The sequence below is a fragment of the Streptomyces sp. NPDC000878 genome (assembly GCF_053599695.1).
In genome coordinates, this window is record NZ_JBSFMT010000086.1 from 13,131 (window position 1) to 29,113 (window position 15,983).

The following is a 15,983-nucleotide window of genomic DNA, read 5'->3' on the forward strand; positions in this document are numbered from 1 at the left end:
TCAGCCGTTCCAGCTCTCGTCGTACGGGTCGCGCGGCGTCGGGACCGGCTTCGCCTCGGCGATGTCGAAGAACGGGATGATGCCGTTGTTCACCGGGTCCTTGGTCCGCAGCTCGCTGTAGGTGCCGGTGAGTTCGAGCCAGGTGTCCGGTTGCAGCACCGGGGGGATCCGGCCGGTCAGGCCGACCTTGACCGGCTGGGCGTCGGCAGCACAGCAGTTGAGGGCCATCCGGACGAGATACGGGGTGCCCTTGCCGTCGAGCGCGACGAACCCGGTGATCACGATCCGCCGGTCGCCCAGCGAGCGTCCGTGGTCGTAGGCCGCGCGGCCCGCGTAGTCGACCAGGCTGAGGCGTACGGGGTCACCCGAGGGCAGGGGCGCGTAGGCCAGCGGCGCCTGGAGGGCCGTACCCGTGCGGAGGGCGCTGTAGGAGCCCAGGGCGGGCGGGGCCACCAGGATCAGCGCGAGCAGGGGCAGGATCAGGAGCCAGGAGACGCGCGGTTCACGGTGGACGTGAACCTCCTTGCCGGGGCCGGTACTTGACCGTTTCCGCTCGTACCAGACCGTCGCCAGCGCGGCCACGATCAGGACCACTCCGGCGCCGACGACCAGTGGTTGGAGCCCTGCCTTCACGTAGCGCAGATAGAGGTCGGTGGTGCCCGCGTGCACCATCGCCCCGCCGACCAGGAACAGGACGGCCGCCTGTGCCTGCCGGTTCACAGGAGCACCGACCCGACGAGCACCGACGACGCCACGGCCATGACGAAGGTGGCCGGTGCGAAGCGGAGGGCGAAGCCCCGGCCGAAGGTCGCCGTCTGCATGGCGAACAGCTTCAGGTCGATCATCGGGCCGACCACCAGGAACGCCAGCCGGGCCGTGAGCGAGAACTGGGTCAGGGACGCGGCGACGAACGCGTCCGCCTCCGAGCAGATCGACAGCAGCACCGCGAGGACGGCGAGCGCGAGGACCGACACCACGGGGTTGTCGGCCGCGAGGCTCAGCCAGTGCGCCGGGACGACGGCCTTCAGGGTGGCCGCGGCCATCGCGCCGACGACCAGGAAGCCGCCCGCGTGCATCACGTCGTGCCGTACGGAACTCCAGAACGCGGCGCCCTTGCCGAGGCCCTCGTCCGACGGATGGGCCGGCGGGCGCAGCCAGTCGGCGCGGCCGAGCCGCTGCCAGAGCCAGCCCATCGCACACGCCACCAGCAGACTCGCCACGAATCGCGCCACCACCATCTCCGGCCGGCCGGGGAACGCGACGGCGGTCGCGGTCAGCACGATCGGGTTGATCGCCGGGGCGGAGAGCAGGAACGCCAGCGCCGCCGCCGGGGCGACACCCCTCCGCACCAGCGCGCCCGCCACCGGCACGGACGCGCACTCGCACCCGGGAAGCACCGCTCCGGCCATCCCCGCGACCGGCACCGCGAGGGCGGGCCGACTGGGCAGGGCGCGGGCGAAGAACGACGGCGGTACGAACACCGCGAGCATCGCCGACAGCAGCACACCGAGGACGAGGAAGGGCAGGGCCTGGACGACGACAGCGACGAACACCGTCATCCAGCTCTGCATCACCGGCTCGGACACCGCCCGGCGGATCGGCCCCTGCAAGGAGACCACCAGGATGAGCAGCATGGTCAGGACGAGCGGCGAGTTGAACTGCCAGCCCTGCTGCTCGCCGCCCGGATCTCCCTCCGGCGCCTCCGTGTCGCGATGGCCGGACCCGGGCGGGGCCGCTTTGGTGATGCTCACGGGCGAGGTACCTCCGGGCGTGGCCGTGCTGTGTGCGTGCGTTCCTTACCAGTTCAGTACGCCGCGACGGGCGCGGTTGCTCATTTTGCGAGATCGGGGAACGAGCTTAGGTTGGCGCGTATGCAGTCCTACACCATTGGTCAGGCCGCCCGTCTGCTGGGCGTGAGCCCCGACACCGCGAGGCGGTGGGCCGACGCGGGGCGGGTGAAGACCCACCGTGACGAGGGCGGGCGGCGGCTGATCGACGGACGGGATCTGGCCGCGTTCTCGACCGAGTTGGCCCACTCCAACGCCGGTGCGGGCAGCGGCTCCGGCGAGGAGGAACCGTCGTACACCTCCGCCCGCAACGCCTTCCCCGGCATCGTCACGGCCGTGAAGCTCGGCGATGTGGCGGCTCAGGTCGAGATCCAGGCGGGCCCGCACCGGCTGGTGTCCCTGCTGACCCGGGAGGCCGTGGAGGAACTCGGCCTCGAAGTCGGCGTGGAGGCCACGGCCCGGGTGAAGTCGACGAACGTACATATCGACCGCACCTGATCCGGGGCACTCGACGCAATAATCGGTGGCCGTGTCCACGAGGCCTGGTTACGGTCACGGCATGGTGGAGACCTCCGGCACATCCGGCACGTGCACCGACCAGTTCGCCCCTGTCCGCGCGGCGCTGGCGGCATCCCTCGACGACAAGGACGTGGGCGCGTCCGTCGCGGTGTACCTCGACGGCGAGCCGGTGGTCGACCTGTGGGGCGGTCACCTCGACGAGGCCCGTACCGTCCCGTGGGAGCGCGACACGCTCACCAACACCTGGTCCACGACCAAGACGATGACGGCACTGTGCGCCCTGGTCCTCGCCGACCGGGGCGAACTCGACCTGGACGCGCCGGTCGCCCGCTACTGGCCCGAGTTCGCCGCGAACGGCAAAGAGGACGTCCGGGTACGGCATCTGCTGGGCCATACGGCGGGCCTGCCCACCTGGGACGAGCCGTTGACGCTCGACGACCTCTACGACTGGCCGACGGCCACCTCGCGGCTCGCTGCCCAGGCCCCGGCCTGGAAGCCCGGCGTCGAGGGCGGCTACCACGCAGTCACCTACGGCCACCTGGTCGGCGAGGTGATCCGCCGGGTCACCGGCCGTACCCCGGGTGTCTTCTTCGCCGAGGAGATCGCCGGACCGCTGGGCGCCGACTTCCACATCGGGCTGCCCGCCGAGCACGATCATCGGGTCACGCCCGTGATCCCCCCGCCCGAGCCTGTACTCGATCCGAACGCCGCTCGGCCGAGCGACCGCCGTGGCAATCCGCCCCTCCCGCCCGCCACCGCCAACACGGAGGCCTGGCGGCGCGCCGAGATCCCCGCCGCGAACGGCCACGGCAACGCCCGCTCGGTCGCCGCCGTCCAGTCCGTCCTGGCCTGCGGCGGCACCGCACGAGGCGTACGGCTGCTGTCGGAGGCGGGCTGCGAACGCGCCCTGGAGGAACAGTTCCTCGGCACGGACGGCATCCTGGGCGTGCCCATGCGCTGGGGCATGGGGTACGGCCTGAACTCCGGCCAACTCCCCAACCCCCGCACGTGTTTCTGGGGTGGCTGGGGCGGCTCGATGGTCCTGGTGGACATGGACGCGCGCATGTCCGTGGCGTACGTCATGAACCGGATGCTCAACCCGGAAGGACTCGGCGACGACCGGGCGTTCATGATCCTGGCGGCGGCCTACGAAGGGCTGTCCGGGTAGGTGAGAGACTCGGCCGCGTGGAACGACCTCCCTCCTCCCCCACGTTCGACGAACTCCTCGGCCGGGCCCAGGCGCTGGTCAGGGACGACCGGCGTGCCGTGCTCGGTATCGCCGGGAGTCCTGGCGCGGGCAAGACGACGCTCGCCGAACGGCTCGTCCGGGCACTGAACGGCGACGGCCCGCCCTGGGTCGCCCATGTGCCGATGGACGGATTCCATCTCGCCGACGTGGAGTTGGACCGGCTGGGCCTGCGGAATCGCAAGGGCGCGCCGGACACCTTCGACTCGGCGGGGTACGCGGCGCTGCTGCAACGGCTGCGTGCGGAGGGCGAGGACGGCATCGTCTACGCGCCGGGGTTCGAACGGGTCCTGGAGCAGCCGATCGCGGGCGCGATCCCGGTCCCGCCGACCGCCCGCCTGATCGTGACGGAGGGCAACTACCTCCTGCTGTGGCCCCGGGTCCGCTCACAACTGGACGAGGTGTGGTTCTGCGAGCTGGACGAGGAGGAGCGCCTGCGCCGCCTCATCGCCCGACACGAGCAGTTCGGCAAGCCCCACGAGAAGGCGGTGGCGTGGGTACTGCGCTCGGACCAGCCCAACGCGGAGCTGGTAGCGGCAACCCTGGACCAAGCGGACCTGGTGGTACTGACAGGCGGGTAGAGGCAACCCTTGCCCAGGCGGACCTGGTCGTACAGACAGGCAGGACTGCACCCACCTAGGGGCGCGGGGAACTGCGCGACCAGCCCCCACCGACCAGCAGCCGAAAGTCCTCCTCAGCAGCCCGAAACCGTCAACTCCGGCTCACCGCGGACGTCGCCCGCCACCTCACCGATCACCGCCGTGAACGCCTCCGTGCGCACCCGCAGACCTTCCGGCGTGGCCTCGAAGACCGGCGCGAACCCGGCGCCGCCTCCGTACCGTACGGCGAACACGGTCAGCCCTTCCGGTACGCCGGGCGCAGGCTCGGCTTCCAGCGCCGAGGAGCTGACCAGGTGCCGCCAGCCCTCGTCGGGGTTGCCATAACCGCGCGGGTCGGCCGCGAGGGCGAACGCCGCCTGCTCCTGGGTCGCCTCCGTGCGCGCGTCGAAGTGCTCCACGCCCTCCGACGCCGGGTGCGTCAGGCGCAGGGGGCCCGCGGAGACAACGGCACCCGCTTCCGCCGTACGGCGGACCTGGTCGCCGTCGTCCGTGGCGTACGGCAGTCCGGCGAGCAGGTACAGGGTGCCGTCGAGGTGTTCGACGGCGACCGTGACCCACAGAGCCGTGCCGTCCGTGACGTACAGGGACCGCACATGGCGCAGGACGTGGTCGCGACCGACAACCGGCTTGGTGACCAGCTTGGCCGCGAGGCCGTCGGTGCGGACGTCCCGTACCCGGACCTCGCCCATCGGGCGGCAGAGCAGGAAGCCGTCCACGACCGGGCCGAAGCCGTGCTGACGGTTGACCGCCGCCGGGAGGTAGTACGTGCCCGCCGCCTCGACCAGGGAGGGGGTCATCCTGTCGTCGAAGGCCACCGAGACGCTGCCGGCGCGGAGTTGGTGGCGCAGCGGTTCGGTCGAGGGGGTGCGGTGCCAGGGGGTGGTGTCCTGGATCTGCCAGACCAGCATCCACGCGAAGTGGCCGTCGATACCGCCGTCCGGCTTGACCGCGTGCCGGGCCCAGCGGCTGTCGCCCCGGTAGCGGCCGAGGTCGGCGCCGATGCGGTGGCCGAAGTAGCGCAGGCCCAGGACCGATTCGAAGGCGGAGTGCTGTTCGCTGTAGCGGGGGCCGCCGTTGTCGTAACCGCCGTTCGTCAGGCGGGCGTCGATGTAGCGGGCCAGCGCCTCGCCGTCCTCCGCGAAGATCTCCTCGCCGCTGACCCGGTGGGCCTGGGCGAGGAAGGAGAGGGAGATCGGGCCGTAGTTGTTGTCGTAGGCGCCGCCGTGCTCGGGCGGCAGGGTCGCGCCCCGGTCGCTCACCCGGTGGGCGCGGACCTTGTCGACGTACAGCGAGATCGCGCGCGACCGGACCAACTCGCCCTGCTCCGGAGGGAGATGGGGGGCCAGCATCAGACCGCCGACGACACAGCCGATGGCCTGATTGCCGGCCTTCTGCGGGTTGAAGAAGGTCGCCTCGGTCAGCCAACGCCAGTAGCCGTGCGCCAACTCGACCAGCTCCGCGCGCTGTTCGTCGGCGACCAGACCCTCGGCCGCGTCCAGGATGTCGACCGCCTGGAGCAGCGCCCACACCGTGCTCGGCCAGTCGCCGATGGGGTAGGCGCCGGACTCCAGTACGTAACGGGCGTACGGGAGACCGGAGTTGCGGGTCCGCAGGTTCGGGTAGCCGGGGTTGTCCTCGGTGTAGACCCGCTCCCGGAGATGGAAGGCGAGGCTGCGGGCCACCGCCTCCGGCAGGCGCGGGTCCTTGCCGCGCTGCCAGGCCAGGGCCAGCAGCGAGGTGATGCCGAGAGAGGTGTCGCCGATGTCGTCCACGCAGTCGGGGTGTTCGAGGTTGCCGTCGCGGGTGAGGCGAGTGAGCGCCTCACCCACGACGGCGGTCAGGACGGCGTCGTAGTCCGCCGGAGTCGCCGGCAGATCGTGCAACGCCCCTCGCTGGCGCGGGAGATGCAATGCCCTCAGTCCTTCATGCCTGGGCTGGCCATGGCGTGGTTCGTCGGAGTCACAGCGTCACACGACAGGTGCGGGCCGACGGGCGCGCAGCGCGACGGTCAGGGTGTGCGGGCCGAGTCCTCCGATGTAGACACGGTTCCCGGTCGTCGCATCGGTGCCGCCCGCCACGGTGTAGTCCTGCCCCGGGTCGTAGCGCAGTACCTCGCTACGCTCCGGTCCGGCGAGCGGTTCGCCTGCCTGGAGGTCGGCCTCGACGCGGATCTCGTCGTCACCGACCCGGTAGGTCATCGGCCCGGTCGCCAGGCACCAGCGTCCGTCGCCGATCGGAACGGCTCCCTCCAGCACTCCGCCCGGCCGGAAGGTCAGTTCGAGGGACCAGGGCACCCGTGGTCCGCTGATGTCGATCCGCAGGTCGGCACCGCCCTCCCGCAGGTCCACCTCGACGCGGGTCGTGTGGGAGACCTCGTCCCGAGGCCGGTCCGGGAAGGCCATCGAGGCCGAGAAGCGTCCGTCGTCCACCAGCCGGTAGACGGCGTCGTCCCGCCTCTCGTCCTTCGGGAGCGGCTGGTAGTAGGCGGCCGTGAGGGTCTGGGTGAGCCGGTAGCTGTTGTCGGCGGGCTGTTCCATGTCGGCGGCGCGGAACGGGCCCAGGTCGAAGAACCCCCGCGAGAGACGGACCGCGTCGAGGACGGCGTCTCCCGCGAACAGGCGCAGGAAGGTGGGGTTGCAGGCGAGGCCCGAACGGATGCGCCGGTGCTCGGGCACGTCGGAGCCGCCGTACACCACCGTGTGCGCGGTGGCCGAGGCGCGGGCGGCGAGGCGTGCGGTGGCGAGGTACCGGTCGCGCGGAAGTGGCTCCTCGGCCGAGGCCGGCAGGGTGCGGCACAGGTCCGGGGTGAGGAGGGTCTCGGCGAGCAGGTCGGGGTCGTCGATACCGCCGGCCGCCGCCAGCCAGGCCGCCCGGGCGAAGTCGCCCCGGCCGGTGCGGATCGCGAGCAGCCGGTAGTGCGGCAGGTAGGGCGCCAGCGGGAACGGGTGGTTCTGGTCCTGCCGTCGTGAGTGGACGGTCTCCACCGTGCCGTCCGGCCTGATGAGGTCCAGGGTGGTGGCGAGGTTGCGTTCGACTGCGTACAGCAGGTCGGCGCGGCCGAGGACCTCGGCCAGCAGGAGCAGCGACGGGTTGGAGACGTGGGCCGCGTAGTTGGCGCTGCGTTCCGAGTACAGGCCCTCCGCGTCGATGTCGACGCCTTCGGAGAGCCACTCCTCGACACGGCCGAGCAGCCGGTCGTCCGGGAAGGACCGGTGCAGCCGGGCCAGTGCCGCCGACAACTCCCAGCGGTGGTTCGGGGTGTGCACCCCACCGGTGAGGAGGCCGCCGGTGGCGGCGTCGGCGATCTCGGCGAGCGCGGCCGTGACGTCACTCAGTTCCGGCCCCGCGTCGGCGGCGAGGATGTGCGCGTCGCACACGTCGTTGACGGTGAAGCCGGAGTCCGGCGGGGACTGCACGTTGTCACCGCCGGCGAAGAGGCCGGTGGTGGTCTGCGTGGCCCGCAGGGCGCGGAGGTGGGTCGTCGCGGCGGCGACGGCCTGTGCGCTGCCGTGCAGGGCCGAGTCCGGGGAACGGTAGGCCGCGACCAGGGTCTTCACCCGCCGCGCCAGACCACGGTGCGGCACACCGGCGGGTTCCTCGTCGGGGCGGGCCGCCAGCGGGGCGGCCTGCCGGTCGGCGGCGCGGGCCGCCGACCGGACGAACTCGTGGTCGAACTCGGAGTCGAGCGGGGTGGGCAAGGTCAGTCCTTCAGGCCGGCGTTGATGTCGGCGTTCATGACGTACTTCTGGAACACCAGGAAGACGACGATCAGCGGGATCATGGAGATGACCGAACCGCCGAGCAGCACCGACCAGTTGATGTTCTGCGCCCCGACGAGGCTCTGGATGCCGATCTGCACGGTGAACTTCTCGGGGTCGTTCAGCATCAGCAGCGGCCAGATGTAGTCGTTCCACCGCCACTGGAACGACAGGATGGCGAGCGTCAGCGCGATGGGCCGGGAGAGCGGCACCATGATCCTCAGGAAGATCGACAGCTCCTTCGCGCCGTCGATACGGGCGGCCTCGATGAGCTCGTCGGGGACCGTCAGGAAGAACTGGCGGAACATGAAGCACCCGGTCGCGGTGAGCAGAGCCGGGAGGATGATGCCGGAGAGCGAGTTGTAGAAGCCGAGGTCGCGGACCACCAGGAACAGCGGGGCGAGCATGACCTCGGCCGGCAGCATCGTGGTGGCCAGGATGCAGAGGAAGAAGGCCTTGAGCCATTTGTTGTCGTACTTGGCCAGCGCGTACCCGGTGCAGCAGCTGACTCCCACCGTGAGGATCGTCGCGATCACACACACGAGGGTCGTGTTGATGAAGTACTGGGCGAAGTTGGCGCTTGCCCACGCCGCCTTGTAACCCGACACGGTGGGGTTTTCCGGGAACACCGTCAGCGGAAGGGAGAACAGGTCTCCCGCCGGCTTGAAGGAGCTGAGAACGAACCACAGCACCGGAATCCCGTAGAGGCCCGCCAGGAACCACAGCAGAGTCGTCGGGGCGATCGCGCGCCGAAGCCCGCCGGTTGCCGAGCCGCGGTTCCTCTTCTTGGAGACGGCCCGTACGGAGTCGGCGTCGACCTTGCGCGGCATGTCTGTGGTTGTCATCGGTTCTCCACCCGCCGGTTGACCATCATCTGGATGACCGCGACGCCCATCAGGATGAGCATGAGCACGAACGACGCGGCGCTCGCGTAGCCGATCTGGCCTGCCTTGAACCCCGTCTGGTAGATGTACTGGACAAGCAGGTTGTTCGACGTTCCGGGTCCACCGCTGTTGAGGGAGGCGAACACCGCGTATTCCTTCATCGCGTGGATCGTGTTGAGCAGGATCACGATGAAGGAGGTGGGCGCGATGCTCGGCAGAGTGATGCTGATGAACTGGCGCCACGGACCGGCGCCGTCGAGCGAGGCCGCTTCGTAGTACGACGTCGGTACGTTCTTGATCGCCGCGATGAACAGCAGCATGGAGAAGCCCGTCCAGGCCCAGGACGCCGCCACCACGACCACGATCAGTGACAGGTCCGCGTTCGACTGCCACGGAACGGCGCTTCCGCCGACCTTCTCGATGAGGTAGTTGACCAGTCCGAAGTTCTCACCGAACAGCCATCGCCACAGGACACCCACGATAATGGGCGACAGAAGCCACGGGATGAAGAAGAAGAGGCGGGCGACCGACGCGCCCTTGGCGTGCTTGCTCACCAGCACGTTGGCGATGAGCAGCGACAGCACGAAGTTCAGCGGGACGAAGAGCACGGTGTACAGCAGCGTGCGGGTCATCGCGTCGTAGAAGGTCGAGTCCCCGAGCAGCTTCTGGTAGTTGTCCAGTCCGACGAACTGGAACGACCCGATGCCCGTGTAGTTCGTGAAGGAGTAAACGAGCCCGATCACCGCCGGCCAGACGAAGAACAGCGCGAAGAGCACGACATTGGCCGCGATGAGGACGAGCGGCGCAAGCGTGTACTTACTGCGTCTCCTGGACGGGCTCGGCGGGCTCGCAGACTCGACCGAGGCGCGTTTTGTCATCTTCCTGACTCCGTGCTGGTGGATGGGGATTGCGGTGGGCTCACGCCATGAGCCCGGCACTGGCTGGGCGCCCGGGCCGGGCGGCGGAGTCTCGACCCCGCCGCCCGGCCCACTGGCCTACGCTCAGCCGCCGACCTGCTGGTTGTAGCCGGCCACGATGTTCTCCAGGGCCTTGTCGGCCGACTGCTCGCCGTTGACCGCCTTGCCGATCTCAGCCTTGGTCGGGTCGTCGGTGAGGCTCTTGCCCTTCAGCACCCAGCCCGTCTGCGCGGAGTTGAAGTAGCCGGAGATCGGGGCGTAGAGCGGGATCGACTCGTTGTAGAGCTTGAACGCCGCCTGCGCCGCCTCGGACTTGAAGGGGTACGTCGGGTTCAGACCGCTCTCGACCGGCAGGAAGCCGGACGCCTCGCACAGCGCCTTGTAGTGGGCCGGCTCGTACAGCCAGGACAGGAAGTCCTTCGCGGCCTTGGCCGCGTCGGCGTTGTTGTTGAAGCCCACCGTCATGCCACCGCTGTTGACGTCGCTGGCCTGCACCGGCTCGGCGGGGGTCGGGACGCTCGCCCAGTCGAACTTCGTGATGCTCTCCGCGAAGGCGGGCACCTGCCACACGCCGGACCAGTAGGCGACCACGTCGCCGCTCTGGAACATGGCCGACGGGTCGGCGCCGCTGGTCCACACCGACTTCGGGATGGTCTTGTCGTCGTTCCATCCGACGAAGGTGTTCACGGCCTTCTTGGTCGCGTCGTCCACCGAGAACTTGCCGGAGGAGTCCGCGTGGACGCCCTGCCCGCCGAACTCGTAGATCATGGCGCGCAGCCGGGACGCCGACTGGTCGAACGTCAGGGAGTACTTGGCCTTGGTCTTCTCACGGACCTCGTTCGCCGCCTTGATGAAGTCGGTCCAGGTCCAGGTCTTGTCGGGCGAGGTCGGGAAGGAGACACCGGCCTTCTCGAAGAGCGACTTGTTGATGAACATGCCGGACGCGGTGACGTCCGAGGGGATGGACAGCACCTTCCCGGACGAGTCCTTGGCGACGAAGTTGGCGTTGATCTTGTTGGTCTTGTTGTTGGCGATGGAGCTGAGGTCGATCAGCTTGTTCGACCAGATCGGGTCCAGCGCCGGTACGGCCGCCACGTCGGGCAGCGAGTTCGCCTGCGCGGAGTTGCGCAGCTTCGTCGTGTAGCCGTCGTAGGGGATGTTGACGAGCTTGACCTTGACGCCCGTTTCCTTCTCGTAGGCCGCCACCGACTTCTTCCAGCCCGCGTCCTGCCCCGGAACCGTCGAGATCCAGAACGTCAGCGACTTGGACGTACCGCCCGAGTCGGAGCCCCCGCCGCAGGCGGAGAGCAGCAGGGCACCCGCCGAGGCAACGGCGGCGAGGGGAACCAGGCGGCGCATACCGCCGCGGCCGAGTCGGCTGGAGCGCCGCACACCCACAGTGGTCATCTTCGATCCCTTTTTTTCGGTAGGGGACAGAGCACGGCGCCGACCCATGCGGCACGGGTGCATTTTGCAGGAAAGTTGCTTTCCGGGGGGCGCAGCCTCGCCCGGCCGCGTCGTCCACGCGGGGCGGGATCCCCGGCCTTCTGGCCGTCACCGCACGGGCACGCCCTCGTGCGGTTGCCGTACGTCGAGTACGGGCGGGAGGCTCGCCCCAAGCCGGCGTCCCGGCCGACTTAGAAAGCGCTTGTCCGGACATTGGCAGACCGAGTCCGAAACCGTCAATGCTTCGCCCGCGCCGCCTCGGTCACGGTTTGGACTCCCCTGACGACCGCGAGCCGCGCCGCGCCCACCACGGTGCCGAGATCACCGACCTGGCTGCTGACCACCTCGGTGGGCCAGCTCAGCCGCTCCAGCTCGGCCCGCACACCGGGCAGGAGCTGCGGGAACGCACCGGTGCTGCCGCCCAGGACGAGCAGCCCGGGGTCCAGTACGGCGGTCACCGCGGCGGCCAGCCGGCCCACGTCCACCGCGTGCCGGTCGACGATCGCGCGGGCCGTGGCGCTGCCTTCTCCGGCCAGCGAGAACAGCCGTTCGGCGGTACGGGGGCACGAAACGTCGGATTCCGGCCAGACCTCGGCGGCCCGGCGCAGCAGGGAGCGGGCGCCGATGTACTCCTCCAGGGCCTCGTGGCGGGGCTCCAGGTCGTCGTCCCAGGGGTAGGGCAGCCGGGCCAGCTCTCCGGCCGCCCCGTTGGCCCCGGCCAGCACATGGCCCCCCACGACGATGCCGAGACCGATACCGACCCCGATCCGCAGATAGCCGAAGGTGTGCCGGCCGCGCGCAGCGCCCTCGTGCAGTTCGGCGAGCGCGGCGCAGTTGACGTTGTTCTCGAGGTGGACGGGCACCCCGGGCGGCAGCGCCACGGCCACCGCGTCGAAGACGGGTCCCGCCTTGGCGGTCGCCGGACGCACGGTGCCCTCCTCGGCGCGCGCGGTGACGTCACCGACGGCCACGACGATGGTGCGCAGCGGAGCGTCGGCGGGGAGCACGGACAGCGCTTCGCGCACCACCTCGGCGGCCTCCTCGCGGGAGCCGGTGGCCTCGGCGAGCAGGGTGCCGTCCAGGGCGCAGCCGCGCACCCGGGTCAGGGCGGGGCCGAGGTCGACGGCGAGTACGGAGCCGGCCGCGGGACCGAGGCCGTATACGGCGGCGGAACGGCCCGTACCGCCGGAGGCGATGCCCGAGTGGGCGGCGAGCCCGGCGCTCTCCAGTTCCGCCACGGCGGAGGACACGGTCGGCTTCGACAGGCCCGCCAGACTCGCGAGCTGCGGCCGGGTGGCCGTGCCCGCCCCGGCCAGCACCGCGAACACCGCGCTCGCGCTCTCGGTCAGGCGGGGGGCCTTCGCCACGTCGTGTTCCACAGTCTCCCCAAGGTCGAGGGCCGCGCTCCCCCGGTAGCTCGAAGTGGTGGGATGCGGCGATGGGACGCCCTGGCAGCGCGGTTCCCGTCGCGTTCCGGCCTGGTCGGGCCACCGTCGCGGTCGAGTGCGCGATACCTATTGACACGCACTGTACTTCGTTAGTTAACTTCCTAACGAATGTCACGGTACTCGCCTGCCGTGTCCGCTCAGAGGCCCGTCCCGGGGCTTCCCTAGCTCATCCGTACATCAGGTTTTCCCTGCTCCAGGCACGGTTCGCCCACCGTCGCAGCCACAAGCGCAACGACGAAAGAGGATCCGTGCCGGACTCTCCCTTCCCGCGCCCGCTCGTCGTGGGCATCGACGTGGGCGGTACCAAGACGCACCTGCGCGCCTGCGCCGGGGACGATCCGATCGCCGATCACGTCCGCCCGAGCAGCGGCTGGCGGCCCCACGACCCCGTGGCCGCCGCCGACTGGCTCGCCGCGCTGGTCGCCGGTGCCCTGCCCGCGGGCACCCTCCCCTCCGCCGTCGCGGTGGGCGGTCACGCCTGTGAGACGCCCCGGCAGTGCGAGGAGATCCGCTCCGTACTCCAGGAACGTCTCGGCGTGCCGTGTCTGGTCGTCGGCGACGCCGAACTGCTGGTCCCGGCGGCGGGACTGGACAAGGGTGTCGGCCTGGTCGCCGGCACCGGTTCGGTGGCCGTCGGGCGGCGTTCCGACGGCACTCTCGTCCAGGTCGGCGGCTGGGGTGCCGTACTCGGCGACGAAGGCGGGGCCGCGGGTCTCGTGCGCGAGGCCGCGCGGGCCGTCTGGGCCGCCCATGACCGGGGCGAGGCACCCGACGCACTCGCCGCGGGGCTCATATCCGCCTTCGGCGTCGGTGAAGTGCCCGCGCTGGGCGCGGCGTTGGAGAGCGCCACGGATGTCTCGGCCGAGTGGGGCCGACACTCCCCCGTGGTGTTCGAGGCCGCGGAGAGGGGTTCCCTGATCGCCGAAGAGGTCATCGCCGAGGGCGGCAGGTCGCTCGCGTCGCTCGTGGTGCGGCTCGCCGGACGCGGGGTCGCCGTCGACGACGTGGTGGTCTCGGGCGGTACGGTGCTCGCCCAACCCGCCCTGCACGACGCGCTGTTGGCGTCCCTTGCCATACTCGTCCCCGGTGCGCGGCTGCGGCCGTTGCGGGTGGCGCCGGTGACGGGTGCCGTGGCGCTGGCCCGTTCACTCGTATGACACGTACCGGTCATTGAGCCAACCCCGACCGGACATCGCTCGACCGTAGATCTTCACCCGTACGACTCACCCTCATCGCAGGCCACCTGTGGCCGGCACGTCTCAGGCGCTCGTCCCATGTGCTGGTCGAGATCCAGTCGTTGGCACCACCCTCCCTCCTGGCCGCACGGCCGAAGAACTCCAGAGAGGCACGCGCATGCCGTCTTCAGACGGACTCCACTCCACCGCGTCGTCGGACCGGCCCGCCCTGAACCGGCGGAGCATCCTCAGGACCTCCCTGGCCGCGTCGGCCGGTCTGGTCGTGGCCCCGACCGTACTCACCTGGGCGAGCGTCGAGCAGGCGAGCGCCGCGACCGCCGCCTCCTCGGTCGAGGCGAGGTCCGCGACGACCGCAGCCGCGTTCGTCGACGACTACACGACCAACATCGTCGCCAACCAGACCCCCGAGACCAACGCGGTGATCCGCATCCTCGGTGGCTTCGCCAAGGTGTGGAAGACCGGCGCCGCCTGGAACACCGGCACTCCGCTGCTGGCCGACGTGCTGCGCGCCAACGTGCGCTACTGCGTCCGCCTCACCGGTGCGCGCACCGAGGCGCAGGCGAGGGAGGCGTTCGTCTACGACCGTCAGCACCAGAGCTACGCGATCATCGCCGCCCTTGGCCCGCTGGCCGACCTGTACAAGGCGGGTGCCAAGGCGGTCACCTCGATCACGACGGCGCCGGACACGACGCCCGCGACCACGATCAGCGACGCCGTCCCGGCGGGCGCCCCGGCCGGATCCGCGCTCGGCGCGGGCTCGTACACCTCGGACCTCGGTCAGGTGGCCAAGCTGGTCGACACCGTGCGCGGCCCGTTCGCCTCCGGCAACCCGGCCAAGTTCGCCTTCCAGTACCCGCGCCCGTGGCGCATGAACGAGAACAGCGAGGTCGTCCCCACCGGTGCGACCGACGCGCTGGGCTTCCCGGTGTACGAGTCCGACGTGGTCGTCGTGACGCAGCTGCTGCGGCAGCGCGGCACGAACGCGGCCGAGGACGGCGGCTTCCCCAGCGGCCACACCAACGCCTTCCATCTGGCGGCGCTGGCGTTCGCGTACGCGGTCCCGGAGCGCTTCCAGGAGATCGTGACGCGCGCCTTCGAGCTGAGCCACACCCGGATCATGTCGGGCATGCACTCCCCCGTCGACGTCCTGGGCGGCCGTGTCATGGCCACCGCCCTGGCCGCCGCCGCCCTCGCCGACCCGGCCAACGCCGACCTCAAGGCCGCGGCGCGCGCCCAGGCCCTCGCCTACTTCCAGGCGCAGACCGGCACGACGGCGGACACCCTCTACGCGTACGCGCACTCGGGCACCGACGCGTATGCCGACCGGGACGCCAACGCCCGCACGGTCGAGCCGAAGCTGACGTACATCCTCAACCGGAAGGGCCGCGACCAGGCGCTGACCGTGCCCAAGGGCGCGGAGGTGCTGCTGGAGACGCGTCAGCCGTACCTCGACGCGGCGCAGCGGCGCGCGGTGCTGCGCACGACCGCGCTGCCCGCCGGGTACGTCCTGCTCGACGGCGCCGAGCAGTGGGGCCGGCTCAACCTGTTCGCCGCGGCGGACGGTTACGGCTCCTTCGAGTCCGACGTGACCGTCTCGCTCGACGCGGCGGCCGGCGGTTTCGGCGCGGCCGACAGCTGGCGCAACGACATCGACGGCCGAGGCGGACTGACCAAGAAGGGCACCGGCACGCTCACGCTGACCGGGCACAACAGCTACACGGGCGGCACGGTCCTCAAGGAGGGCACGCTGGTCTCGGCCTCGGCGCACGGGCTGGGCCACGGCGACGTCCAGGTGCAGGGCGGCACGCTGCGGGTGACCGAGCCGGTCCAGCTGCACGGCACGTACGCCCAGAAGTCGGCGACGCTGGCCGTGACGCTGCGCGCGGGCCGTCGCAAGGAGGTCGTGACGGTGACGCGCCGGGTGATCCTGGAGAAGGGCAGCGTCCTGTCGCTGACCCTCGACTCCGAGAACCCGCCGGCCGTGGGCAGCGTCGTCTCCGTGATCGAAGCCCCGGTGGTGCGCGGCCAGTTCGACCGTATCGAGGTCGACTCGGACAAGGTGCGCGCGATACCGGTCTACACGTCGGAGGGCCTGTCGGTGCGAATCGTCAGGCGGTAATGCACGCTGCGGGGCGGGAGCTGATGCGAGAGTAGGGCCATGG

The 15,983-nt window shown here is 70.6% G+C and carries 13 protein-coding genes; 5 read left to right on the plus strand and 8 right to left on the minus strand.

What is annotated here, in order from left to right:
• Both ACWDR4_RS43250 and ACWDR4_RS43255 read right to left on the minus strand, forming a co-directional pair.
• The gene (locus ACWDR4_RS43250; protein ID WP_450416821.1) at positions 1–720 is read right to left on the minus strand and encodes a TIGR03943 family putative permease subunit; all 720 of its coding nucleotides are present in this window, start codon (positions 718–720) and stop codon (positions 1–3) included.
• Entirely contained in the window at positions 717–1,751 is a 1,035-nt protein-coding gene (locus tag ACWDR4_RS43255) for a permease (protein WP_450416822.1), read from the minus strand. Before ACWDR4_RS43255 ends, ACWDR4_RS43250 begins: the two co-directional genes overlap by 4 nt.
• A 120-nt stretch (positions 1,752–1,871) precedes the next feature.
• Between ACWDR4_RS43255 and ACWDR4_RS43260 the strand changes: the two genes are divergently transcribed.
• The 3 genes from ACWDR4_RS43260 to ACWDR4_RS43270 all read left to right on the plus strand — a co-directional run bounded on the left by ACWDR4_RS43260 (position 1,872) and on the right by ACWDR4_RS43270 (position 4,133).
• Positions 1,872–2,285: a TOBE domain-containing protein gene (locus ACWDR4_RS43260; RefSeq protein WP_450416824.1), complete on the plus strand. Its 414-nt coding sequence runs from the start codon at positions 1,872–1,874 to the stop codon at positions 2,283–2,285.
• 61 nt (positions 2,286–2,346) lie between these two features.
• Complete coding sequence (locus tag ACWDR4_RS43265) at positions 2,347–3,474, plus strand: serine hydrolase domain-containing protein (protein WP_450416826.1); 1,128 nt, start codon at positions 2,347–2,349, stop codon at positions 3,472–3,474.
• Positions 3,475–3,491: 17 nt separating this feature from the next.
• On the plus strand, positions 3,492–4,133 hold the full coding sequence (locus ACWDR4_RS43270; protein ID WP_450416828.1) for a nucleoside/nucleotide kinase family protein: 642 nt from the start codon (positions 3,492–3,494) through the stop codon (positions 4,131–4,133).
• A 113-nt stretch (positions 4,134–4,246) separates the two neighbouring features.
• Here the strand turns inward: ACWDR4_RS43270 and ACWDR4_RS43275 are convergent, their stop codons facing one another.
• The 6 genes from ACWDR4_RS43275 to ACWDR4_RS43300 all read right to left on the minus strand — a co-directional run bounded on the left by ACWDR4_RS43275 (position 4,247) and on the right by ACWDR4_RS43300 (position 12,544).
• Positions 4,247–6,082, minus strand: a complete 1,836-nt coding sequence (locus ACWDR4_RS43275; protein WP_450416830.1) for a hypothetical protein — start codon at positions 6,080–6,082, stop codon at positions 4,247–4,249.
• A 57-nt stretch (positions 6,083–6,139) separates the two neighbouring features.
• Complete coding sequence (locus tag ACWDR4_RS43280; RefSeq protein WP_450416832.1) at positions 6,140–7,870, minus strand: hypothetical protein; 1,731 nt, start codon at positions 7,868–7,870, stop codon at positions 6,140–6,142.
• 2 nt (positions 7,871–7,872) lie between these two features.
• Positions 7,873–8,775, minus strand: coding sequence for a carbohydrate ABC transporter permease (locus ACWDR4_RS43285; RefSeq protein WP_450416833.1), 903 nt, complete (start codon positions 8,773–8,775; stop codon positions 7,873–7,875).
• Positions 8,772–9,692: a carbohydrate ABC transporter permease gene (locus tag ACWDR4_RS43290; RefSeq protein ID WP_450416835.1), complete on the minus strand. Its 921-nt coding sequence runs from the start codon at positions 9,690–9,692 to the stop codon at positions 8,772–8,774. Before ACWDR4_RS43290 ends, ACWDR4_RS43285 begins: the two co-directional genes overlap by 4 nt.
• 123 nt (positions 9,693–9,815) lie before the next feature.
• Positions 9,816–11,138 (minus strand): extracellular solute-binding protein, encoded by a 1,323-nt coding sequence (locus tag ACWDR4_RS43295; RefSeq protein WP_450416837.1) that lies wholly within the window; start codon positions 11,136–11,138, stop codon positions 9,816–9,818.
• 275 nt (positions 11,139–11,413) lie between these two features.
• On the minus strand, positions 11,414–12,544 hold the full coding sequence (locus tag ACWDR4_RS43300; protein WP_450416839.1) for an ROK family transcriptional regulator: 1,131 nt from the start codon (positions 12,542–12,544) through the stop codon (positions 11,414–11,416).
• 329 nt (positions 12,545–12,873) lie between these two features.
• Here ACWDR4_RS43300 and ACWDR4_RS43305 point away from each other — a divergent pair, with 329 nt between their 5' ends.
• Positions 12,874–13,782, plus strand: coding sequence for an N-acetylglucosamine kinase (locus tag ACWDR4_RS43305; RefSeq protein WP_450416841.1), 909 nt, complete (start codon positions 12,874–12,876; stop codon positions 13,780–13,782).
• Between the two features lie 196 nt (positions 13,783–13,978).
• Positions 13,979–15,940, plus strand: coding sequence for a phosphatase PAP2 family protein (locus tag ACWDR4_RS43310; protein ID WP_450416842.1), 1,962 nt, complete (start codon positions 13,979–13,981; stop codon positions 15,938–15,940).
• Positions 15,941–15,983: the final 43 nt, after the last annotated feature.